A 22,506-nucleotide genomic window follows, 5' to 3' on the forward strand; every position below is an offset into this window, starting at 1 on the left:
GCCTGCCGCTTCAATCAGCATGCGAACGGCGCGTTCTTTAATCTCAGGAGTATAGGTTTGTCTTTTCATTGTCGTATTCTCTCAGAATATTAGGTCTCCGACAATCCCGGGGCGGTTCACTGTTATTCAGAACGATAGTAGTATTTATAGAGTTTCCATCGAAACAGTAAATTCTCGAGGCTTAGGATTAACAACAATAAAAAAAGAGCCTATGATTCTTAATCAGCATGAGTCTTGGAAACTGTGGGAGTCGGATGAAATGGTTGATAAAGATATGATTACTGTGAAAATCAACATGAACGTTTATGACCCTTACTTTGTTCGCGCAGATAGTAAAAGTATAGACAGTAAGACTACAGGTGTTTTTAAACCTACTTTAACAAGGATAATGGCTCATGAATTAGGACATATAAAAAATTATGTAGATACAGGCAAAACAGATTATAAACATAAAGCTATAAACTATGAAAATACAATTATGAGAGAGCTTGATGACAACTCTATTTTAAGACATCCAAGTGCAAGACACATCAGATACTAGACAATCCTACGAAGAAGCGAAATTCAACACGCTAGCACACTTATATGCTGAGTATTATAATTCTCATGTTGAATTCTATATGCTATATCACGGTGATACTTGTATTAATAAATCAAGAGAAGTTTGATATTGATTATGGTATTACACTATCTGATTACTTGATAAGTCATCGTCAAACTGATCTAAGATACGTAGGCAAGCTGATAATTAGGAAAATATAATGATAAGAGTCGCCTTTACTCTATGCGTACTAACAACGCTTGCCTCATGTACCTCTAACGATGATATTGATCATGAGCAGACACGTATTGTTTCTCAAGACCATGACAAGTCCATAATAGACAGCGAACTTTCATCATCAGAAAATTCGACAGTTTACGAATATGAAGATTCTAAAACCATTTTACGTCATGTTACTGATAGATGGGAGACCCCTATAAGCCCTGCTAAAAAAGAAAAGAACTATCAATCTTTACTCAATCTTGAAAAAAAGGGAGATATAGAGTTTGCTCAGCAGAACTATGGTACGGCATGGAATAGGTATAGTATGGCTTCTATTCATTATCCGTCGCCTAAAGTACTAGTGAAAGCTGGTGACGCACAGATGAGTCATATTTTAAATCACTTTGAAACTATATGTGATTGTGATAGTAATGATTTACCAGAAGAAATAAGAAGAAAAAATTTTCAGTTAGATTACTTGCAGTATATTATTAGAAGAGAATATGGTTTAGCACTTGATTTCAACCGCTACCCTAAGAAAAACTACAACAATGAACAGAGTCTAAATAAAGAACAAGAGCAACAATTAATCCAAAAAATTAAATGTCTAAATGAGAAACTTGATTTTGAAGGTGATTCAGCCGATGTTTCAATTTTAAAACCATGTCTTGATTGACCAATCGCAAAAAGAGGTCGATTGTATACCTGTAGCAGAAGGTAAAACTTATGAGCAAGTGAGTCCGAATCAGCCTGTTCAATAGCATTTTCTAACGAGGTTTTAATGCATCAAAGAAAAAATACTACTCTCATTCAGTCTTTACTATTAGCTACTTTATTATCAAATATATTAATCGTTTCCGCTTGTTCAGCTGAATCATCAAACGCACCAGTACTATCAAATCAAAGCACTCCTGCTGAGACCTATGATCTTGGCCTTGCCTATTATGAGGGTGACTCAGTCCCTGAAGATGACAACAAAGCTTTTGAACTATTTGAAAAAGCTACTGATCAAGGCTACGCACCTGCTAAACATTATCTAGGTATTATGTATTATGAAGGTTTGGGCGTAGAGCAAAACTATCAAAAAGCATTTGAGTGGATTGAACAAGCCGCCAACCAAGGATATGCTAATGCTCAATTCGATCTTGGAGTTATGTATCATGAAGGTATTGCTGTTGAACAAGATGAGATAAAAAAACTTGAATGGTTTCAACAAGCTGCTAACCAAGGATACACTGATGCTCAATTCAATCTCGGAATTATGTATCATGAGAGTATTGGTATTGAGCAAGATTATCAAAAAGCAATGCAGTGGTATCTACTAGCAGCTAACAATGGATCTTTTGACGCTCAAAATAATATTGGTAATTTTTACGAATACGGTTATGGTGTGACGCAAGACTATGACAAAGCTTTTGAGTGGTATGCCAAAGCGGCTGACCAAGGGTTAGATGTGGCACAACTTAATATTGGTGGTCTCTACGAAAACGGCTATGGCGTCCCTCAAGACTATGACACAGCTTTTGAATGGTACAAAAAGGCCGCCGACCAAGGCAATCAAGAAGCCAGCAATCGCATCGGTAGATTGGTCATGAATGGTAAAATTGACGATGAAGGTATCGTTATTTATAGCACCCAAGAAACTGGTCTCACATTAGGTGATATTGAAAACATGAGCCAATGATAATGATGAGCCAGATATTAACTTAGGTAACCTAACAGTCATATGTTTCGTGATACGCTATCTTAGACTTAATTATTTTTTCAATATGCTCAACAAATACTTTTGTCTCAGGTCTACTATCTTCGTCAATAATTAGCAGACCTCCTATCGAAACATAGCAGACACCAAAAGATTTAGTGGGTAATAGATTAGTCCACTTAGATGAAATATTATTCTCTAGTTTTACAGTTTGCCAATAGTTCGATAAATAATAATCTCCTGTCATAGATTAAACTTCAGATTCAGTTATGATTGATTGAACCGCTAATGGCGTTTGAAACAGTGCCTCTTTGTGAAATCCATCGAATGCTCGGATGACGAAAGCAGCAGGATGGTTCGGAAACTCTTCTCTTTCCTTTGACCGTCGCATACTCTGTGCTTGCTGTGTCTGAAAAGATTGGATAGTGCTGATATCAACCTCGTCAGCCATTTTATACTCTACATCACGTATAGGCTTTGAATACAATGAATCTAAAAGCTCTACATCACTTAATGATATAGATAAACAGCCAATAATTCTTTCGTCGTCTTCCTCTCGTACGCCACCATACATGCTAACGCCAATGACACAATTATCAAATATCCATTCACAGTGTTCTACTACGTTGCCACTACAGTAATGGCTATCGGAGGAGTAGTTTGACTCTGATCCTAAATATGCTATTAGCTTTTTAATCACTGGTTGTCTATTAAATAGTTGTGCTGGGATGCTGATCCATATTGAATCTATCAATCGGTCATCATCTGCTGCACTAAAATGACAGTAAGCAACTTTAAGAGACCACATTTCAGACAATTTTATAGTGACTGTTTCAGGCATATAGTTTTCTTCATAAGAATGCGTTACCGTATCTTTTTCAGGAAGCTGAGCTTTTATATCAGATACCTTATCACCCCATTTAAAATTTACGTCACCAAATTGAAAGTGTTCCTTTCTCATACCTCTTAGCCTTTATCCAAATAGTAATTTAAAGATACTTATAGCTTTTTACGATCATCTATACACTGAGCAAGTCTATATTATCTAACAAAAAAAGCGGCAAGATAATCTATCTTGCCGCTCTCATTACTTCTGAACTAAACCTTAAATCGCTGCCGCAACCTCTGCCCCATCTCTTATGGCACGCTTAGCATCTAGCTCAGCCGCCAGTTTTGCGCCACCGATTAGATGGTATTGCGCATCTGGTGCATCACCGACATTTGGCATCAGCTCTACGACCGACTCTTGACCAGCACAGACCACAACGCTATCGACACGCAATAGCTGGCTTTGACCTTGATTGTTGGTAATCCAAATACCTTCATTGGTGATCTTATCGTACTGCGCACCTGATACTTGGATGACGCCGTGTGATTTGACATGGGCACGATGTACCCAGCCCGAGGTTTTATTCAGCCCACTGCCCAAGCGACCTTTGGTACGCTGCATCAGATACACTTGACGTATAGGTTTGATGGCTTCAGGCTTAATCAGTCCACCCTCAGTTTGATAGTTGGTATCATTAGTCACGCCCCACTCTTCACGCCATTCACTAACTGACTGCGCTTTTGGACGATAGCTTGGATCTTTTAGTAATTCAGGGCCTAGCTCATCAAGCGGCTGACCATGTTTGGTGGTCAGATATTCACTGACGTCAAAGCCAATACCGCCAGCACCGATGACGGCAACCGTATCACCAACTGATTTTTCACCAGAGAGTAATTCAGCATAGCTCATTACTTGTGGCAAATCCGCGCCTTCCAGCTTGCCAGCTAGGCTTCTAGGGACAACACCCGTTGCGACGATGACATGGTGGAATTTGGCTTTCTCAAGCATGGCTTTATCGACTTTGGTATTGAGTTTAATCTCAACGCCTAAGTGCTCAAGCTCATTGATATAGTAGCGAATGGTCTCAAAGAATTCTTCTTTACCAGGGATGACTTTGGCGTAATTAAACTGCCCGCCTAAGATGTCTTTTGCTTCAAATAACGTGACGTCATGACCACGTAGTGCGGCGACATGAGCGGCTGACATGCCAGCGACACCGCCACCGATGACGGCAACTTTTTTAGGTTTTTTGGTTTTCTTATAAACCAATTCTGTCTCATAACACGCTTGTGGATTGACCAGACAAGTCGAGCGTTTATTTTCAAAGGTATGATCGAGACAAGCTTGGTTACAAGCGATACAGGTATTAATGCGATCGGCTTGACCATCTTTGGCTTTATTGACCCAATGCGCATCGGCTAAAAATGGACGCGCCATTTGAATCATATCCGCCTGACCACTAGCCAAGATTTCTTCTGCGGTTTCTGGCATATTGATACGGTTAGCTGCCATCATTGGGATATTGATATGCTTTTTAATTTCAGCAGTGAAATCTACAAAAGCGGCACGCGGTACGCTGGTTACAATCGTCGGTACACGCGCTTCATGCCAGCCGATACCGGTATTCATGATGGTCACGCCCGCTTCTTCTAGCGCTTTGGCAACGGTGATGACTTCATCCATCACATTACCGTCTTTGACCAGATCAATCACTGACAAGCGGAATAAAATGATAAAATCTTCACCAGCAGCTTCGCGTACGGCTTTGACGACATCAACCGCCAGCTTCATACGACCTTGAATATCACCGCCGTATTCGTCGGTACGTTGATTCACATGACGCGATAAAAACTGATTGAGCAAATAACCTTCTGAGCCCATGATTTCCACACCGTCATAACCCGCTTGCTTGGCAAGTTTAGCTGAACGGGCATAATCTTTTACCGTTTGTTCGATGTTTTTAATACTCATCTTACGCGGCTTAAAGGGTGAAATTGGTGATTTTATTGGACTAGAGGATACGACAAACGGATGATAGCCGTAACGACCACTGTGTAAGATTTGCATGATGATTTTGCTGTCATATTTATGCGCCGCACGGGTCACTCGTTGATGATTAATCACGTCAGCGCGCGTATTCATGGTACCACCAGCAGGGAGTAACCACCCTTCGCGATTGGGCGAAATACCGCCCGTAATCATCATCGCCACGCCGCCTTTGGCACGTTCAGCAAAATACGCCGCTAGTTTGCCGTAATTATAAAAACGGTCTTCAAGCCCCGTATGCATTGAGCCCATCACCAGTCGGTTTTTAAGCGTCGTAAAGCCCAAGTCTAATGGCTCAAATAAATGCGGATAGTGTTCATTGGTGCTAGCAGTTTCAATCGTATTGGGAGTGCGGCTGGCGGACATATCATTTTCCTTATGAATGGTTTGTGGAAATGCTTGTTAAAGCTGGCTGGGCTTTTTAAAAGTTAAGATTTTTAAAAATGAGGCTTTTAGAAATAGTTAAGCGATAGGATTTAACATCACTGGTATCGTAACACACCGCCATTATCATCAGCTATGCAGACAAGCGACTGATGAGTGAACACTATGTGAATTAGGGTAATTGATCATGTGATTCAATATAAGAAAGCGCTAAAAACATACTCGCTTTTCACAGAGCATTGTCTATAATGGACGAACAAATATTTACCGTGAGTCACCTATCGGCGAGTTGCTACAAGGAAGGTCAGCAAAAATATTAATAGCTTAGCAAGCAGTGATAAATAACGAAGCCAACTTTATAGCAAGTTTGTAGCGTATTCACCGAATTATAACAGCAAGATAAAGGACTATCCCCATGACAGACTTCCACACAGGTCTCGGCAAAAATGCTGCCAACCATCAACCGCTTACCCCTATTGACTTCATTATCCGCAGCGCTCAAGTCTATCCCGACAAAACTGCCATCATTTATGACGATTTAACACATAATAATCTGACGCAAACGTGGCAACAGACTTACGATCGCTGTCGTCAATTGGCGGATGGGCTACGCAAATTAGGCATCGATAAGAACGACACAGTTGCAGTCATGATGCCAAACACCCCAGCGATGATCGAGTGCGCTTTTGGTGTACCGATGTCAGGTGGCGTACTTTGTACACTGAACACCCGCCTCGATATCAATGCCCTGACCTTTTGTCTGCAACACTCAGAAGCCAAAGTGTTGATTCTAGACAGCGAGTTTGCTGAACATGCTGAAATTATCGATGAAACCTTTCCTAATCTCATCGTGATTCATACGACCGATGCGGCGCTCGATATTGAACGTTTTGGGCAAATGAGCTACGAAGCATTAATCACCAGCTCAGACAGTTTGGATAATTGGGAAAAGCCACTCGATGAATGGGATGCTATCGCGCTCAATTATACCTCTGGTACGACGGGTAAGCCAAAAGGCGTGGTCTATCATCATCGCGGCGCGACACTCAACGCTGTCTCCAATATTTTAGATTGGGATATGCCCAAGCACCCGATGTATTTATGGACACTGCCATTATTTCACTGTAATGGTTGGTGCTTTCCCTGGACGATTGCCGAACGTGCGGGCGTCAATGTCTGCTTGCGTAAGATTGATGCTGATTTGATTTTGCAGCTGATTGCCAAGCATAAAGTCACGCATTATTGCTCAGCGCCTGTGGTGCATAATATGATTGCTGGCGGCAAACCTGAATATAAAAAAGCGATTAATCATGAAGTCAAAGGTTGGGTCGCTGGTGCGCCGCCGTCTGAAACCATGCTCGCCGCCATGGAAGCAATGGGCTTTCATATCTCGCACGTTTACGGTCTTACCGAAGTCTATGGTCCAGTCACCGTCTGCGCGGAACAAGCAGAATGGGATGAACTGGATGTCGCTACTCGTGCGCAAAAGAAATCACGTCAGGGCGTAACGTCACATTTAATGACTGGCTTTGAGCTATTTAAACAAGGCACCACTGAGCCGGTTGCCGCAAATGGCGAAGAAATGGGCGAGCTAGCACTACGCGGCAATATGGTGATGAAAGGTTATCTAAAAAGCCGTAAAGCCACCGAAGAAGCCTTTGCTGATGGTTGGTTCCGTACTGGTGATTTGGGCATTAAATATCCTGATGGTTATATAAAAATCATGGACAGGCTCAAAGACATCATCATTTCAGGTGGCGAAAACATCTCTAGTATCGAAGTCGAAAACGTCTTATATAAAATGCCAGAAATCCAAAGCTGTGCGGTCGTCGCCGCGCCGCATGATAAATGGGGCGAAGTACCTGTCGCCTTTATCGAGATTCATGAAGGCAGCACCTTGCAGCGCGACCATGTGATGGAACATTGCAAGCAGCATTTGGCGGGTTTTAAAGTGCCCAAATATATTATCTTTGCTGAAATTCCAAAGACCAGCACCGGTAAAGTGCAGAAATTTGAGCTCCGACAAGCGGCCAAGTCATTAGCACATGAGACGCCAAAAGTAACGGCTAGTGCCAAGTAAGACTTTATCATCAAGCCTTAATAATACGGAAGTATCGTTAATATTAATGAAGCATCATTGATAAAAAAAGGGTCAGTTTAATACATTTAGGCTGACCCTTTCTTTTATTGCAATGCTTGTTTTTTTGCATCTGCCATTCGTAAAGCCAATATCAATTAAGCTTAGGTTCTAGCCACTGATACACCAACATCCCGACTATCATCGCTAGGATAAAGACATAAGCCTGCCACTGTCCTGTACCAAGCAGCACAATACCGGGACCCGGGCAAATACCAACTAAGCCCCAACCGATACCGAATAGCATCGCGCCAATCAGTAGTTTTTTATTAATAGTAGTTTTGGTTGGCATCTCAATTGATGACCCAATCCAGCTGGTCTTTTGATGCTTAGCCAATTGTACACCGACTATCGCCACCATTAGACCGCCGCCCATTACCAGTGCCAGAGAAATATCCCATGCACCAAAGACGTCCAAAAAGCCTTGTACTTTAACAGGATCGGTCATGCCTGATATCAGCAGTCCAAAGCCAAATAATAACCCTGCCAGTAATCCAATTATATTTTTTAGCATGTTTTTTCTCGCTGTCTTTATTTTTTCATAATAGTACTAAAATCTTTCTTCGCAACGTACTGTCTATGTGGTTTTTAAATCAAACCCAAGACATGACGACCAATATAAACGGTCACAATACCAAATAACATAAAGGTCACCGTCGCCGCCATCGAACGTGGCGACAGTCGCGCATTACCGCAGATACCATGTCCACTGGTGCAACCTGAACCCAAACGTGTCCCAAAACCAACTAGCAATCCTGCCCCAATAAGCAGTGGCAAAGAGCGACTAACCTCTATATCGGGCAACGGTTTTACCAGACCATAAAGTAATGGCGAGATAACAAGACCAAGTATGAATAACACCTGCCACATCTCGACGCGCTTGGGTTTAAGAAGACTTGAGAAAATACCACTAATACCCGCAATACGACCAATGCCCAATAGCAAGATGACCGTTGCAACGCCCAGCATCAGCCCGCCTACCAAGGAAATTGGCGTAAAGGCCTGCCAATCTATTTGTATACTCATAATATTTACCTAAGCCAATTTTTATCAAAACAGTTTTGAATTTCGTTTTATATAAATACATTATATTATAAAATATAATAAATAGGTAAAAAAATACTGAACCCTCGTTACAAGGGCTCAGTATTCTTTTTACTTAAAGAACATCTTACGAGATAAAGATATTATTTTGCCAATACTTCATCAAGTGCAGTTTCAAAACGCTGTACCGCTCCGTCTACATCAGTCAATTTATCTAGACCAAATAAACCTAAGCGGAACGTTTTAAAGTTATCCGGCTCACCAACTTTTAGCGGTACACCAGCAGCGATTTGCATGCCTGTTTCGGCAAACGCACTGCCTTTATGCATATCATCGCGATCGGTGTAAGCAACCACGACGCCTGGCGCTTCAAAACCTTTCGCCGCAACGCTTTCAATGCCTTTAGCGGCTAATACTTCACGAATACGGTTGCCCAACTGCCACTGCGCATCACGCAATTTATCAAAGCCAATCTCTTTTGACTCTAAAATAGTATCGCGGAATTGACGTAAGCTATCGGTTGGCATGGTGGCATGATAAGCGTGACCGCCATTTTCATAGGCGCGCATGACATTTAACCACTGCTTTAAGTCTAAGCTAAAGCTATCTGATTCTGTATTGTCTACTTTTTCGATTGCCGCAGCGCTTAGCATGACTAAGCCTGCACACGGAGTGCTGCTCCACCCTTTTTGCGGGGCGCTGATGAGAACATCAATACCCAAGTCTTTCATATCCAACCACACACAACCTGAAGCGATACAATCAATGACCAATAAACCGCCAACGCTATGTACAGCCGCGCTTAGCGCTTTGATATAGTCTGATGATAAAATAATACCCGATGAGGTTTCGACGTGCGGCGCAAAAACCACTGCTGGTTTCTCTGCTTTAATTTTAGCAACGGCTTCATCGATATCAACGGGGGCAAATGGTTTTGGTGACTCACCCTCTTCACGATGTGCCGTCAATACCGTAGACGACTTGGCGATTTTGCCTTTTTCTAAAATTTGCGTCCAGCGATAGCTAAACCAACCGTTACGAATAATGAGGCAATCTTCATCATTGGCCAATTGGCGCGCAACGGCTTCCATTCCATAAGTACCAGCACCGGGTACAATGACCACTGCTTCGGCGTTATACACGGATTTTAGGTCGCTAGATAAGTCATTCATCACTTGCTGAAAGACTTTTGACATGTGGTTTAAGGCGCGGTCAGTATAGACCACTGAGTATTCTAATAAGCCGTTTGGATCAATATCTTGACGTAATGCAGTCATAGGAAGCTCCTAGTTTATAGTTAGATAGTTTAATTTTCTCAAGCATTGGCTATAGCAAAATCCAGATACTCTCTTAAACCAACCTGCCTTAATAACGCTAACCAATCTAGACACCTACTGTTCGCCAACTTAGCCAAATAATGCTTCTAATTAGATAACATGGGTGTGAAATAACGTTTTTGTTAAATAATCTGGCTATCAAATAGCATTGCTGACCAATAGCATAGTCGTTAGATTGCATAGCAGCTAGATACTACTATGGGTAGTATTAACTGAATATTAATATGGGGTAATAGTCGAGAGCATGACGCAGGGTTGACGATATAGCACTTTATCCTAGCGCTATTGCCGTTGGTGGTTGTGTTTTGCACGCCGTGTTTTTATTGATTTTAGACAAAGTCGTACAGAACAGGTGCGCCACTATAGGGGCTACGCGGTGGTAGGCTAATAATGGTCACTAACAACTGATGAGATGAATAGGCATCAAGCGAGAACATATACACTAAGGTTTTGGAGAATAACCGCTCGCGTATAACAAAAGATTATCATCGCTTAATATACTCATAACAGCTTGATATTAGCACTGATAATGCAGGTTGACAACGATATGTTTGCGCAATAATAAGGTTTGCGCCACTTATGTTTTTTTGATTAGTCAATAATAACTATCGACGTCCGCGATGAGCCTCTTGCAGCCCAGACACTACAAAGTCTAGCAACTCACTATCCCCTTCACGGGCAGCCTTGCGCATAAGCTTCGATGGTGCGTGGGTTAGCGTCTGCGTCAGCCGGCGTGACAGCTCAATGATGATGTCTTCAGGACTGGCATTATCCTGTTGTAGCTTGGCAATGGATTCATGCAGGAGTTTATCTACTTGGTCCTGCGTATGCGTGCGATACTGCTGAATGTCTTTACCGACTTGGCGCACTTGAAAGCTGCGATCCATCTCAACGACTAATTGGCTAACAAGCAGTTCAGCATCGACTGCCGCTTGCCTACGCTGTTCGATATTGCCAGCGATCACGTGTTGTAAATCATCGACAGAGTAGAGATAAACATCATCAATACGACTAATGGTCGAGTCAATATCGCGCGGCACGGCTAAGTCAATCATCAACATGGGCTGATAACGACGATGTTTCAGCGCCCGCAAAGTCATGGTTTTATCGATCAACACATCCATACTACCGCTACAGCTACTAACGATATCGGCTTCTGCTAAAACTTGTGGTAACTCTTGCAAAGGTCTGACTTCTACCAAGTGACCTGCGCGGCGCAGCTCCACTGCCAGCGCTTCAGCGCGCTCAGGGTTGCGGTTGCAAATAATCACGCGACCTACACCAAGCCCAGCAATGTGGGTGGCAACCAAACGGTTCATCTCACCTGCCGCGACCACCAGCAATGTGCGACTGGGCAAATCATCAAATATTTGCGTCACTAATTTGGCGGCTGCATAGCTAAGCGATACCGCTTGAGCACCCACTTGGGTCTCGTTACGTACGCGTTTGGCGGCAGCAAATACTTGATCAATAATCCAACCAAGCTGATTACTCAGGGCTTTTTGTTCTTGCGCGAGCTGTACTGAGCGCTTGATTTGACCGAGTATCTGCGGCTCACCCAATATCATAGAGTCAAGCCCTGCGGCGACCCTAAGCCAATGGGTCAGCGCATGAGTATCACGGTGTACATAAAGATAGGGATCAATCTCAGACAGTGACAACTGCTTAAAGTCAGCAAGCCACGCTTTAATTTTTAAGATATGAGCACTAATGGCCGCCGAAGATGTCTGAGCACCGACCGCGCCATTAGCAGACATAGAGGGAACATCTTGCGGCTCTGCTAGCTGAGGCACAAGCGCATAGATTTCAGTACGATTGCAAGTAGAAACAATCACACTGCCATCAGTAAAGGCCTCTAATTGTTTGAGAGCGATATTCACATCGTCACCCACAAGCGCCAAGCGCTCTCTTAGAGCGACTGGTGCAGTTTTGTGATTGACCCCAATGACCACTAATCTCATTATTGATAGACCATAAACATGACGCTCACCTGCCAGCCCACGCTATCTCATTATTTTTAAAAGACAGTTGTAGACGACAGCGCTGAAAGGAAGACTCTAAAAGCCGCTTATTATATCATTATTGCCAGCTTTAATTAACACTCAGCTATCGATGATAGCTATTTGCTTGTATCTGGGCACATGAGTAACAAATCAACTACCGATACGATTGTTAAAACCAATATCTATGTTTTAGCGAGTGCTTATAGAAATGGATAGAAATCATTCGCTTACTTGACGTTAACTTGTTATATTTTCACAATATTTAAGCTAAGATTTACAACCAATGAAAGACCCCGTTGATACAGGTTATCAGCCAATCCTACTTTGTTAGCAAAGATTTGGTAGAGCGGCTGCTATTAATAACGGAGTAACACGGGCACTATTGTTTATCCCATCAGTCTGCTTTTATAATGTCAGGCATGGGTACTCGTTACCAATAGTTAGTTTGAAATGATTAAAATAAAATTGTCTTATCGATATAGATGAATAATGGGCGAATACGGTTATCTATGATTTTTTTTGGGTCATTATTTCGATCACAACTTGCGCATGACGACCAATCTAATCTGCGTGCTCTATTGCATGCGGTTATCGAACGTCTGTGCCAGCGTTATAAGCTAACCTTGTCGTTGGCCTTTTGCCTATGCTTAGGATCGTCTTCCGTTCATGCCAGTCATCCTGATATCTCGCTCGAAGCCCATGTACCCAACATATCCATTGCTGATAAGAACGACAAGGCTGTCAGTAGCGACGGCACTGATAATAGCCACTCAACGCTACCAGCAATTGCTCCTACCAACACACAACCAATAGAAAATGTCGCCAATATTAATGGGTTAGCACCAACTACCTTATGGCAACCTGAGCTCAAAGAGCCTAGCCTGTATGCGCTGCTTGATGCAGAATTCGCAGCAGATCGCGGTGATAGACAACGAGCAATTACTATCTATAAGCAGCAAGCATTTAAAGAAGATGCAACTGCCGTGTTTGAAAGAGCGCTCAGCCTTTCTTTACGCACTGAAAGGGTTGAGAAATCGTTACAATTTGCCAAGTCATGGCAAGACCAAAATCCAGATCACGTGCCTGCTTGGTTCTATGTGGCGCATTTGGCCCTGAGAGCACACGATTATCTGTTAGCTGGTGAAACATTGAATCGTATTTTGCTTTATGACCCTAGAGCGGACTTAAGCGAAATCCTTATCGGTATCTATCCAAACAATGATGAAGACAAACGTGAATTACTTGCCGCTTTGCAACCACTAGATAGCGAGCAGAATGCCTCATTGTCGGTATTGAAAGCAGGGTTGCTTTACCAATTTAACGAGCCTGAGATTGCCATTGTCCATATCAATCGGGCGCTAGAACGCCAGCCTGACTATGTACCTTTTATTACGCTAAAGGCAGACATACTGCGCAAAATCGTCACGGCTGAAACCGTCGTCAATTATGTGAGCCAAGCACGCCTGCGTAATCCCGATAGTAAAAGTCTCTATCTGTACGAGATTCGCTACTTACTTGACTTAAAGCAAAGCCAAGAAGCGTGGCAGTTATTGCTGGATGCCCATAGTCGCTTTGCTGATGATGCCGAGATTACTCTGTTGGCTGCGTTGGTGAGCTTAGACATCGAAGAATATAACAGTGCCGATGAGCTACTCAACATGCTCGCAAAAAACCCCGCTTACCTCGATCAAGCTTATTATTATCTTGGTATCAGTGCCGAGCGTCAGCAGCACTTTGACCAAGCCAAATACTATCTCAACGGTGTCATGCAAGAAGACTTGGTATTAGAGGCTCGTAGAAAAGTAGTGGCTTTTGAATTGCTCAACGGCGATGTAGATGCGGCGATTGCTACTTTAGAAAAATTGCGTAAAGACTTTAACGTCTTTGCGCCAGATACCTTTGTGCTACAAGCCGATATTTTATGGCAGCAAAATGAGTCCGAAGAAGCCCTGCGCCTACTAACCAAAGCTGCTCGCAAGTATCCTGATAATGAGATGCTCTTGTTTGCACGCGCCCAGCTCCTTGACGACAAAGACGACTATATCGTTAAGCGTACCTTGCTCAATCATCTGCAAGCACTTGACCCAACCAACCTCTCCTACCAGCTCAGTTACGCGCAGTTATTGCTAGCCAATGAACGCAGCTCTGAACAAGGATTGGCATTGGCTACCGCCATCATTCAAATTCGCTATGATGACCCACGTTATGACAATGAGCTGCACCTGCAAGCGCTGAATGTGCTGGCTGGCAATGCATTGGCCAATGAAAACTACCAACAAGTCATCGACTACCTGCAAACCCCTTACGATGTGTTTCCTACCTTGCGCTCTGGCAGCTTACTGCTGCGCGCTTATCAAGGTTTAGGTAACAATGAAAAAGTCGAGGCATTACTCGCAGACTTGCAGCAGCGCTTCTCATTTGGGCAACACAATATCAATGACCGCATACAGCTTTACTGACCCGCCGTTTTACAGTGGACAAATCGTTGCGTGCTATGATTACAAGGCACTCATAAGATACTAACAGCCACGCATAACTGAGTAACATACAACCATTAAGCTAATCTATTTTCGAAACAATGATTTCGTAAATTTGTCTATCTTTGAGGAAACATCATGTCAGTATTGGTCCATGCTAATAAGCCTAATAAATTGGCGCTATTCGCTGCCGTGACAACCGCGCTCGTCATCACGTCTGGTTGTCAATCACTAAAAACAGCCAACGCTACTAACCAACCCAGCACGACTTTACAAGGTCAAAACGCTGAGCCACCGCAAAAGCTTGAGAACTTTAATATCACTGGCAAAATCGGTGTAACGATGCCCGCCAATGACACCATAGGCACTCAAGGTGGTAGTGCATTCTATGCATGGGGGCAGCAGAATGATCGCTTTGCCATTGAGCTGATCGGCGCGCTCGGCATTGGTAAAACCAACATCGAGTATAATGGTCAAACCGCCACTTTAGTCAGCGAAAAAACAGGTACCTTAACTGCTGATGATCCTGAGACTTTGCTCAAAAAGGCCACAGGGTGGCAAGCGCCTATTTCACAAATGCCCTATTGGATATCTGGTCGCCCAGCGCCTTCCGATAGCGCACCACAGCTCGATGATCAAAATCGTTTAATCAGCTCAGTCAATGGTGAATGGACCGCAAGCTTTACCTATAAAGGGTCTGATAAGTTACCAAATAAAATCAGTGCCGTGCTGCCACAAAGCAATAAGGTAGTAATGACGATCAATCATTAAGACGTCACGCAAATACGATGAAAATTGCTGATTACTTATTACCATAGCCGTCTACAACCAAATATTATGATTAAAAACATAGCCACACTTTCCACCATCACCCGCTTATCACCGGCAAAGATTAATCTGTTTTTGCATATCACAGGTAAGCGTGCTAATGGTTATCATAATTTGCAAACCGTGTTTCGCCTGCTTGATTGGGGAGATTATTTGCATTTCTCAGTCATAGATGAAGCCGTAATTTTTACAGTAGATAGTGAACTAGATGCGAATAAGTGCTGTCATCAACTTATAATATTGGCTGGTGCAGAGACTATAACTGTCGATATAGAAGACAACTTAATTTTTAAAGCAGCACATGTATTGATAGCGGCTGCCATACAGTCAAACACTCTACCTGAGCAGTTAGCACAAGTGCATATCGCTTTAGATAAGCATTTACCGATGGGTGCAGGCTTGGGTGGCGGCTCATCCAATGCCGCGACGACATTGATGACGCTTAATGAAATATGGCAGCTTAAATTGACGCAAGATAAGCTGATAAAAATTGCTGCCGCTATTGGCGCAGATGTGCCGATTTTTATCTTTGGGCAAGATGCGATTGCGATGGGTATTGGCGAGAAACTGACCGCAATCAAGTTGCCCGACCAGCAATATTTAGTATTGACGCCCAATGCTCACGTTAATACTGCCCAGCTGTTCGCGCATCCTAAATTACAACGTGATATCGCTGTGCTATCGGTTGAGACAATTAAAAATAAACAAGCCGACTATGTACAAACTCTGACCACGCCCTATCAAAATGTCTTTACGCCAGTGGTAACCAGTCTTGCTCCTGCCGTCAGCGAAGCATTACGTTACTTACAAGGGTTAGAGGCGCAAGCACTCGGCACAGCACGAATGACGGGCTCTGGTAGCGCGGTGTTCTTGCCTTTGGATGCAAGCGTGGCTACTGACAAAGCACTTTTAGCAAAGTGGATTGAAGAGGCGCCTTGTTCTGCCTATTTAGTTCGTAATCTATGAGTTAGATTTGAGCCGTAGTGCGAAGATAAAATGATTATAAATACAGCGTAAAGCGCTTTGTTGACCCGATATTCGTTTTTTTTGACCTATTTTTTAATAAAAGCCATAAAAAGGCGCAAATGACTTGCAAAATCTGAAAATTTAATTATAATAGGTCGCCTCAATAGGGGTATAGCCAAGTTGGTAAGGCATCAGGTTTTGATCCTGACATCCGTTGGTTCGAGTCCAGCTACCCCTGCCATTTTTTAGTACGAAGCGTTTGATATGCAATAATCATAGGTGGTTTATAAATAGCCGCTTATCTTATTGACATTGACAACGTTATCCCAGTTTCGGTATAGTTCGCAATGGACACCGCTAGGGAACAGTTATGTTTTAAATGGTTTATCCGTTTATAATATAGCGAACAGGTCGTGACGCTATTCTAACAATGACTTTTATTAAAAGTTGCTATTAGATATCGACGTACACAGCCTAGACATTACAGGGGTATAGCCAAGTTGGTAAGGCATCAGGTTTTGATCCTGACATCCGTTGGTTCGAGTCCAGCTACCCCTGCCATTTTTTACTGTAATAGTAGTCATCAAAACTTTTCACCACTCTTTTCTGAATTTGAGCAGTTTGACACTGCTTAGCGGTCGCTGCTTGAGTCAATCAATAGGACTTCTGTCATGCCTTATTTGGCGATTTTTACGGGTAATGCCCACCCTGAATTAGCAAAAACCGTAGCCGATCATCTCCATATACCTCTTGGTAAAGCTGACATCACGCGTTTTTCTGATGGCGAAATCGCCGTAGAAATCAAAGAACACGTGCGCGGTAAAGACGTGTTTATCATGCAGCCAACTTGTGCACCAACCAATGACAATTTGATGGAAATCATGATGATGGCGGACGCTTTGCGTCGCTCTAGTGCGGGTCGCATCACAGCAGTCATGCCCTACTTCGGTTATGCCCGTCAAGACCGTCGCCCTCGTTCAGCTCGTGTGCCTATCTCTGCTAAAGTCGTCGCTGACATGCTAAATATCGTGAGTATCGATCGCGTGATGACGGTTGATTTGCACTCAGATCAGATTCAAGGCTTCTTCGACATTCCTGTAGACAATATCTACGGCACGCCTGTGCTATTGAATGACCTACAAAAACAAGATTATGACAACATCATGGTTGTTTCACCTGATGTCGGCGGCGTGGTGCGTGCGCGTGCTATGGCTAAACAGTTGGGCGATACTGACATGGCGATTATCGATAAACGCCGTGCCCGTGCCAATGAGTCGCAAGTCATGCACATCATCGGCGATGTTCGTGACCGTGATTGCGTCATCGTTGATGACATGGTTGATACCGCAGGTACGCTATGTAAAGCAGCTGAAGCATTAAAAGCAAACGGTGCACGTCGCGTATTGGCTTATATTACGCACCCTGTCCTATCAGGCAACGCACTACAAAATATCAGCGAATCTGCGCTAGACGAAGTCGTTGTTACCGATACGATTCCATTGTCTGAAGCGGCAAAAGCCTGTAGCAAAATCCGCCAAGTGAGTATCGCACCGATGCTTGCTGAAAGCTTACGCCGTATCAATAACGAAGAATCTATCAGCGCCATGTTTGACGCTTAGATTTTTAATGAGCACTCGCTCTACTTTCTGTTGGCAATGCTCGTTATAAAACACTGCTTAAGTTTAAAAAAAAGCGTCAAGTACTCTTACTTGACGCTTTTTTTGCCTATTGGTGTTGCACAGTCATTTTGCGTAGGTCTTTATTATTACTACAAAATCACGTATAATGCGCGCCTGTGCCAACCATTTGTTCGATTTAATTAGGTTGGCATTCTCAAAAGTGCTGATCATGCCCAAAAGTAACGATTGTCATGATAATGACTATCCAAAAAATCGTTATGATGAGCAAATGGCTACATTTATCAATTGTGAATTTTATTAGTAATCATAAATGTTAGCTATCATCACGTATTAGTGGATTGGTCGCAAATCCACTTTTTTATGACCAGACACTTCATCATTCTTTTTATAGGATTATATCCATGAGCATTAATCATTTTGAACTAAACGCTGTTGATCGTTCTGCTGAGCAACAAGGTAAAGGTGCGAGCCGCCGCCTACGTAAGCAGAATCTAGTTCCTGCTATCATCTATGGTGGTAACGAAGAGCCAACGTCTATCTCAATCAAGATCAACGAGCTAGTAAAGTCACTTGAATTCGAAGCGTTCTTCTCACACATTTTGACAATCAATGTTGATGGCGTAGAGCATCAAGCGGTTATCAAAGACTTGCAACGCCATCCAGCTAAAGGCTTCCCAATGCATGCTGATTTCCAGCGCGTTGTGAAAGGTCAGAAAATCAACATGAACGTTCCTGTGCATTTTTCTGGTCGTGAAGAAGCGCCTGGTACTAAAGCTGGTGGTGTTCTATCAACGCTAGTATCTGATATCGAAATCGTTTGCCTACCATCACAATTACCTGAATACCTAGAAATTGACGTATCAGGCATGGAAATCGGTGATCTATTCCGTCTATCAGACATCAAACTACCTGAAGGCGTTATCATCTTTGATCTTGACATGGAAGATGCTCACGACCGTACTATCGTTAACATGCAGCCACCAACGGTTGAAGAAGTTGACGCAGACGCTGAAGAAGTTGATGCTGCTGACGTACCTGCTACTGAGCAAGGTACTGAAGACAAAGACGGCGAATAATAAACCACCGTTACATAGAGCACGCAATCTAGCGTCTGCTATGTAATACAAGGTTTGTTTAGTCAAAAAACAGCAGGTGATAAATATCTCCTGCTGTTTTTGTAAGTAAGGTTTGAAAAATAACAGATATGCTATGAATAAATAGCATAATCGCAAACCTTATGCCTCATTTATTCAATTTAAGCAGGGTGTTTTTATGGCCATAAAGCTTATTGTCGGTCTTGGTAATCCTGGTCAGCAGTATATGTTTACACGTCATAATGCAGGGTTTTGGTTTGTCCATCACTTGGCTCAGCAGTTCAACATTACCCTCTCTCATGATAAAAAATTTCATGGAGTAACAGGACGTGGGCAGATTCATGGGCATGACGTACGTCTATTGATGCCGCTCACCTTTATGAATAAGTCTGGTCAGTCGGTCGTGCCGATGGTGAAGTTTTATGGCATTGAAAATGATGAGTTACTGATTGCTCATGATGAGCTCGATATTCCAGCTGGCAGTATCAAACTTAAGACGAATGGTGGTCATGGCGGTCATAATGGTCTGCGTGATATCACCCCTCATATCGGCAACGACTTCCATCGTTTGCGTATTGGTATTGGTCATCCTGGTCATAAGTCTAAAGTTAGTGGTCATGTGCTCTCAAAAGCTGCGCCCGATGAACAGATTGCCATTGATAGCGCTCTGACAGCAGCATTTGAAGCGCTACCATTATTACTAAATGGCGATATTGAAAAAGCACGTTCACAAATTAATGGCTTCAAGCTGCCGGAATAAAATCATGCTTTAACCATAATAGCCTTTTATTTTAGCAAGTTATCCCCATTAACCTTTTGATTTGAATCATTAATCTCAGTTACGCTAAGGAAGCAACCTATGCTACTTAATATGCTTAAATGCAAATTACACCGTGCTCGCGTCACCCATGCCGAACTTCATTACGAAGGCTCATGCGGTATCGATGGTGATTTATTGGATCTTGCTGGTCTGCGCGAAAATGAGTCTATCGATATCTACAATGTGACCAATGGCAAGCGCTTTCGCACTTACGCTATCCGCGCTGAAGCGGGTTCTGGTATCATCTCGCTAAATGGTGCGGCGGCTCACATGGCAGATTTAGGCGATATCGTTATCATCTGTGCCTATGCTCATTTTGATGAAGTAGAAGCGGCAACCTACCAGCCAAAACTGGTGTATTGCAACGAAGACAACACCGTAAAAGACACGGCAAACATCATTCCGGTACAAGTGGCTTAAAGCACCGGAACACCGAAGATTTTTGGATAAAGCAAGGATAAATAATCGACTAAGCTGTTGAAGTTATTCTTATTATCCAACCAAAACCGCTATGCTAATATGAGAGCTGAATCTCCATTCTGATTCAGCTTTTTTTTATGCCATTTTTATATGGCAAATTCACATTTTATACCACTCTTAAAAGATGAAGTCGTCAGAAAAATAAATGTCAGCGCCATGTTTTTAGGCTAAATGAGTTTGACACGGCTAAGCGTATTTTTAGGTTTGGTATTAATACTAATAAGGAAACAAACTGATGTGGTTGGCAGTTATTGCAGTATTGATCGGACTAGCTATTCTTGTTTGGAGTGCAGACCTTTTTGTTGATGGCGCCACTGCCTTAGCAAAAAAATTCAACGTTCCCAGTTTCTTAATCGGTGTGTTGATTTTGGGTGTCGGTACATCCGCCCCTGAGATGGTCGTGTCGGTATTGGCGGCACTAGAAGGCAGCCCTGATTTGGCATTAGGCAACGCTTATGGCTCAAACATCATCAATATTGCGCTGGTATTGGGTGCAACCGTATTGATTAGCCCTATTATCATTCGTAAGGGCATCATCAAGCGTGATTTACCTCTATTGGTATTGATTACTATGGTCGCCGCATGGCAGCTGCGTGATGGGCAATTAGACCAAGCAGATGCGATTGTGTTGATAGCACTGCTGGTCGTGACTTTAGGCATTCAGATTGTACTAAGCTTACGTGAAGGCAACCATGAGCACGAAGGAGAACCCATAGCAGAAAGCGTCGATGCTGAACATATCGAGCAAACCCTAACACGGGGACTCATCAGCTTAGTTATCGGCATGCTTTTACTGGTCATTAGCTCGCGGGCTATAGTTTGGGGTGCAGTAGAATTGGCAACGCTGTGGGGCGTGAGCGAACTGGTGATTGGATTGACGATTGTTGCTGTGGGGACATCGTTACCTGAGCTGGTATCGAGCCTATCAGCCGCCCGTAAAGGCGAACACGACATGGCACTGGGTAATATTATTGGCTCTAATATATTTAACACCTTGGGCGTCGTTGGTCTCGCAGCGCTTATAGCGCCAATCACAGTCAGTCCAATCATCTTATCGCGCGATATAGTGGCTATGGGATTGGTCACCTTGTTACTCTTGGTATTGTGCGGGTTTGCCTTTATGAGTAAGCGTCCATTCGGTCGCACTTCTGGGTCGACTTTGGTCTTATTCTTTGTCGGCTATACTTTATGGCTGATACAAACCGTCAACCTGTAACGCTTAGAGTGTATTAACAGACCTAAAAATGTATGAACAGACTATGGCGAAGATAATGTGGTTTATTTTCCTTGCTTGCGATTTCTAATCACCCGCCATAGTCCTTCATTCTCTGTTTTTGGCATTTTTAAGGTAATGGTATTCGATAGCATATCTTGCACTGCGAGACCACGTGGGTTAAAGAGGCAAAAAGCATAGTTAAAGACAAAGCCCAGAAAGGCACTGGTCAATAAAACAGCACGCGAGCCATCGATGACACTACCAATGATACCAAATATAAGTGGCATGATACTGGCCGCTAAAATCCGCTTAAATGACTGTCCCCACGTTAGCAAATGACCATTACTATTGACCGTCTTTAACCGCCAAGTCTGCATACCTAATGTCTGCCCACCGCGACGCCAAAATATCCCATAGAATCCGACTAACGTCAGTATAAAAGACGGCGTCATAATCACGTTTTGATACCACGTTGGCAGCGACTGCGCTTGAGAAGAGTCTGTACCGGTATTCATTGTCAGCAATGTACCAATCACGGTTAGCAGGGTACCGACCAAAAACAACAACGCTAAAATCAACATGCCATCATAGAGAATGGCTGCCATACGGGTACCAGCTTTGGCAATCGTTAGCTCTTCACTTTCAGAGACATGGTGTGCTGATGCTTTAGTTTTAGCAGCAGATTTGGTAGGTCGTTTAGGTAAACTCTTTGACATGGTACAAGCTCATAGCAAGCAGTG

At 43.1% G+C, this 22,506-nt stretch carries 19 protein-coding genes and 2 tRNA genes; 14 read left to right on the forward strand and 7 right to left on the reverse strand.

Annotated elements, in window-relative coordinates; all coding sequences use genetic code 11:
• Nucleotides 1-259 precede the first annotated feature (259 nt).
• The 3 genes from ACP69U_RS03760 to ACP69U_RS03770 all read left to right on the forward strand — a co-directional run bounded on the left by ACP69U_RS03760 (nucleotide 260) and on the right by ACP69U_RS03770 (nucleotide 2,447).
• The gene (locus tag ACP69U_RS03760) at nucleotides 260-541 is read left to right on the forward strand and encodes a hypothetical protein (RefSeq protein ID WP_426137856.1); all 282 of its coding nucleotides are present in this window, start codon (nucleotides 260-262) and stop codon (nucleotides 539-541) included.
• A gap of 220 nt (nucleotides 542-761) precedes the next feature.
• The gene (locus ACP69U_RS03765) at nucleotides 762-1,439 is read left to right on the forward strand and encodes a hypothetical protein (RefSeq protein WP_198330768.1); all 678 of its coding nucleotides are present in this window, start codon (nucleotides 762-764) and stop codon (nucleotides 1,437-1,439) included.
• 105 nt (nucleotides 1,440-1,544) lie between these two features.
• Nucleotides 1,545-2,447 carry a tetratricopeptide repeat protein gene (locus ACP69U_RS03770; protein WP_426137857.1) on the forward strand — a complete coding sequence of 301 codons (903 nt, stop codon included), beginning with the start codon at nucleotides 1,545-1,547 and terminating at the stop codon, nucleotides 2,445-2,447.
• Between the two features lie 268 nt (nucleotides 2,448-2,715).
• Here ACP69U_RS03770 and ACP69U_RS03775 read toward each other — a convergent pair whose 3' ends face one another.
• Nucleotides 2,716-3,426, reverse strand: a complete 711-nt coding sequence (locus ACP69U_RS03775) for a hypothetical protein (protein ID WP_426137858.1) — start codon at nucleotides 3,424-3,426, stop codon at nucleotides 2,716-2,718.
• A 144-nt stretch (nucleotides 3,427-3,570) separates the two neighbouring features.
• On the reverse strand, nucleotides 3,571-5,706 hold the full coding sequence (locus ACP69U_RS03780; RefSeq protein WP_426137859.1) for an FAD-dependent oxidoreductase: 2,136 nt from the start codon (nucleotides 5,704-5,706) through the stop codon (nucleotides 3,571-3,573).
• A 433-nt stretch (nucleotides 5,707-6,139) separates the two neighbouring features.
• Between ACP69U_RS03780 and ACP69U_RS03785 the strand changes: the two genes are divergently transcribed.
• Nucleotides 6,140-7,804, forward strand: coding sequence for an AMP-binding protein (locus tag ACP69U_RS03785; RefSeq protein WP_426137860.1), 1,665 nt, complete (start codon nucleotides 6,140-6,142; stop codon nucleotides 7,802-7,804).
• A 151-nt stretch (nucleotides 7,805-7,955) separates the two neighbouring features.
• Here ACP69U_RS03785 and ACP69U_RS03790 read toward each other — a convergent pair whose 3' ends face one another.
• The 4 genes from ACP69U_RS03790 to hemA all read right to left on the reverse strand — a co-directional run bounded on the left by ACP69U_RS03790 (nucleotide 7,956) and on the right by hemA (nucleotide 12,203).
• Nucleotides 7,956-8,375: a DUF6691 family protein gene (locus tag ACP69U_RS03790; protein WP_426137861.1), complete on the reverse strand. Its 420-nt coding sequence runs from the start codon at nucleotides 8,373-8,375 to the stop codon at nucleotides 7,956-7,958.
• Between the two features lie 74 nt (nucleotides 8,376-8,449).
• Entirely contained in the window at nucleotides 8,450-8,887 is a 438-nt protein-coding gene (locus ACP69U_RS03795; protein ID WP_426137862.1) for a YeeE/YedE family protein, read from the reverse strand.
• A gap of 161 nt (nucleotides 8,888-9,048) precedes the next feature.
• Nucleotides 9,049-10,182 (reverse strand): aminotransferase class V-fold PLP-dependent enzyme, encoded by a 1,134-nt coding sequence (locus ACP69U_RS03800; protein WP_060490277.1) that lies wholly within the window; start codon nucleotides 10,180-10,182, stop codon nucleotides 9,049-9,051.
• 665 nt (nucleotides 10,183-10,847) lie between these two features.
• Complete coding sequence (gene hemA, locus ACP69U_RS03805) at nucleotides 10,848-12,203, reverse strand: glutamyl-tRNA reductase (RefSeq protein WP_201580773.1); 1,356 nt, start codon at nucleotides 12,201-12,203, stop codon at nucleotides 10,848-10,850.
• 551 nt (nucleotides 12,204-12,754) lie between these two features.
• On the opposite strand from hemA, the gene ACP69U_RS03810 reads away from it, so the two are divergent.
• The 10 genes from ACP69U_RS03810 (at nucleotide 12,755) to ACP69U_RS03855 (ending at nucleotide 21,766) form a co-directional block, all read left to right on the forward strand.
• The gene (locus ACP69U_RS03810) at nucleotides 12,755-14,704 is read left to right on the forward strand and encodes a tetratricopeptide repeat protein (protein WP_426137863.1); all 1,950 of its coding nucleotides are present in this window, start codon (nucleotides 12,755-12,757) and stop codon (nucleotides 14,702-14,704) included.
• A 156-nt stretch (nucleotides 14,705-14,860) separates the two neighbouring features.
• Nucleotides 14,861-15,493 carry a lipoprotein insertase outer membrane protein LolB gene (lolB, locus tag ACP69U_RS03815; RefSeq protein ID WP_426137864.1) on the forward strand — a complete coding sequence of 211 codons (633 nt, stop codon included), beginning with the start codon at nucleotides 14,861-14,863 and terminating at the stop codon, nucleotides 15,491-15,493.
• A 66-nt stretch (nucleotides 15,494-15,559) separates the two neighbouring features.
• Nucleotides 15,560-16,516: a 4-(cytidine 5'-diphospho)-2-C-methyl-D-erythritol kinase gene (gene ispE, locus ACP69U_RS03820; RefSeq protein WP_426137865.1), complete on the forward strand. Its 957-nt coding sequence runs from the start codon at nucleotides 15,560-15,562 to the stop codon at nucleotides 16,514-16,516.
• Between the two features lie 165 nt (nucleotides 16,517-16,681).
• A tRNA-Gln gene (locus tag ACP69U_RS03825) sits at nucleotides 16,682-16,757 on the forward strand.
• A 244-nt stretch (nucleotides 16,758-17,001) separates the two neighbouring features.
• A tRNA-Gln gene (locus ACP69U_RS03830) sits at nucleotides 17,002-17,077 on the forward strand.
• A 110-nt stretch (nucleotides 17,078-17,187) separates the two neighbouring features.
• Nucleotides 17,188-18,135, forward strand: a complete 948-nt coding sequence (locus ACP69U_RS03835; RefSeq protein WP_045452669.1) for a ribose-phosphate pyrophosphokinase — start codon at nucleotides 17,188-17,190, stop codon at nucleotides 18,133-18,135.
• Nucleotides 18,136-18,557: 422 nt separating this feature from the next.
• Nucleotides 18,558-19,232 (forward strand): 50S ribosomal protein L25/general stress protein Ctc, encoded by a 675-nt coding sequence (locus tag ACP69U_RS03840; RefSeq protein ID WP_238049645.1) that lies wholly within the window; start codon nucleotides 18,558-18,560, stop codon nucleotides 19,230-19,232.
• Between the two features lie 196 nt (nucleotides 19,233-19,428).
• Nucleotides 19,429-20,010 (forward strand): aminoacyl-tRNA hydrolase, encoded by a 582-nt coding sequence (gene pth, locus ACP69U_RS03845; RefSeq protein ID WP_198330760.1) that lies wholly within the window; start codon nucleotides 19,429-19,431, stop codon nucleotides 20,008-20,010.
• Nucleotides 20,011-20,109: 99 nt separating this feature from the next.
• Nucleotides 20,110-20,490 carry an aspartate 1-decarboxylase gene (gene panD / locus ACP69U_RS03850; protein WP_045443274.1) on the forward strand — a complete coding sequence of 127 codons (381 nt, stop codon included), beginning with the start codon at nucleotides 20,110-20,112 and terminating at the stop codon, nucleotides 20,488-20,490.
• Nucleotides 20,491-20,785: 295 nt separating this feature from the next.
• On the forward strand, nucleotides 20,786-21,766 hold the full coding sequence (locus ACP69U_RS03855; RefSeq protein ID WP_060490271.1) for a calcium/sodium antiporter: 981 nt from the start codon (nucleotides 20,786-20,788) through the stop codon (nucleotides 21,764-21,766).
• Between the two features lie 62 nt (nucleotides 21,767-21,828).
• On the opposite strand, the gene ACP69U_RS03860 is transcribed toward ACP69U_RS03855, so the two are convergent.
• The gene (locus ACP69U_RS03860; protein ID WP_314885181.1) at nucleotides 21,829-22,482 is read right to left on the reverse strand and encodes an RDD family protein; all 654 of its coding nucleotides are present in this window, start codon (nucleotides 22,480-22,482) and stop codon (nucleotides 21,829-21,831) included.
• Nucleotides 22,483-22,506 lie beyond the last annotated feature (24 nt).

This window comes from Psychrobacter sp. TWR1-1-1, from assembly GCF_049895865.1.
GTDB lineage: Bacteria > Pseudomonadota > Gammaproteobacteria > Pseudomonadales > Moraxellaceae > Psychrobacter > Psychrobacter immobilis_A.

Excerpts from the sequence above, each read along its gene's own strand:
- ACP69U_RS03760 (WP_426137856.1), top strand. The coding sequence starts at position 260 with ATGGTTGATAAAGATATGATTACTGTGAAAATCAACATGAACGTTTAT.
- ACP69U_RS03765 (WP_198330768.1), top strand. The coding sequence starts at position 762 with ATGATAAGAGTCGCCTTTACTCTATGCGTACTAACAACGCTTGCCTCA.
- ACP69U_RS03770 (WP_426137857.1), top strand. The coding sequence starts at position 1,545 with ATGCATCAAAGAAAAAATACTACTCTCATTCAGTCTTTACTATTAGCT.
- ACP69U_RS03775 (WP_426137858.1), bottom strand. The coding sequence starts at position 3,426 with ATGAGAAAGGAACACTTTCAATTTGGTGACGTAAATTTTAAATGGGGT.
- ACP69U_RS03780 (WP_426137859.1), bottom strand. The coding sequence starts at position 5,706 with ATGTCCGCCAGCCGCACTCCCAATACGATTGAAACTGCTAGCACCAAT.
- ACP69U_RS03785 (WP_426137860.1), top strand. The coding sequence starts at position 6,140 with ATGACAGACTTCCACACAGGTCTCGGCAAAAATGCTGCCAACCATCAA.
- ACP69U_RS03790 (WP_426137861.1), bottom strand. The coding sequence starts at position 8,375 with ATGCTAAAAAATATAATTGGATTACTGGCAGGGTTATTATTTGGCTTT.
- ACP69U_RS03795 (WP_426137862.1), bottom strand. The coding sequence starts at position 8,887 with ATGAGTATACAAATAGATTGGCAGGCCTTTACGCCAATTTCCTTGGTA.
- ACP69U_RS03800 (WP_060490277.1), bottom strand. The coding sequence starts at position 10,182 with ATGACTGCATTACGTCAAGATATTGATCCAAACGGCTTATTAGAATAC.
- hemA (WP_201580773.1), bottom strand. The coding sequence starts at position 12,203 with ATGAGATTAGTGGTCATTGGGGTCAATCACAAAACTGCACCAGTCGCT.
- ACP69U_RS03810 (WP_426137863.1), top strand. The coding sequence starts at position 12,755 with ATGATTTTTTTTGGGTCATTATTTCGATCACAACTTGCGCATGACGAC.
- lolB (WP_426137864.1), top strand. The coding sequence starts at position 14,861 with ATGTCAGTATTGGTCCATGCTAATAAGCCTAATAAATTGGCGCTATTC.
- ispE (WP_426137865.1), top strand. The coding sequence starts at position 15,560 with ATGATTAAAAACATAGCCACACTTTCCACCATCACCCGCTTATCACCG.
- ACP69U_RS03835 (WP_045452669.1), top strand. The coding sequence starts at position 17,188 with ATGCCTTATTTGGCGATTTTTACGGGTAATGCCCACCCTGAATTAGCA.
- ACP69U_RS03840 (WP_238049645.1), top strand. The coding sequence starts at position 18,558 with ATGAGCATTAATCATTTTGAACTAAACGCTGTTGATCGTTCTGCTGAG.
- pth (WP_198330760.1), top strand. The coding sequence starts at position 19,429 with ATGGCCATAAAGCTTATTGTCGGTCTTGGTAATCCTGGTCAGCAGTAT.
- panD (WP_045443274.1), top strand. The coding sequence starts at position 20,110 with ATGCTACTTAATATGCTTAAATGCAAATTACACCGTGCTCGCGTCACC.
- ACP69U_RS03855 (WP_060490271.1), top strand. The coding sequence starts at position 20,786 with ATGTGGTTGGCAGTTATTGCAGTATTGATCGGACTAGCTATTCTTGTT.
- ACP69U_RS03860 (WP_314885181.1), bottom strand. The coding sequence starts at position 22,482 with ATGTCAAAGAGTTTACCTAAACGACCTACCAAATCTGCTGCTAAAACT.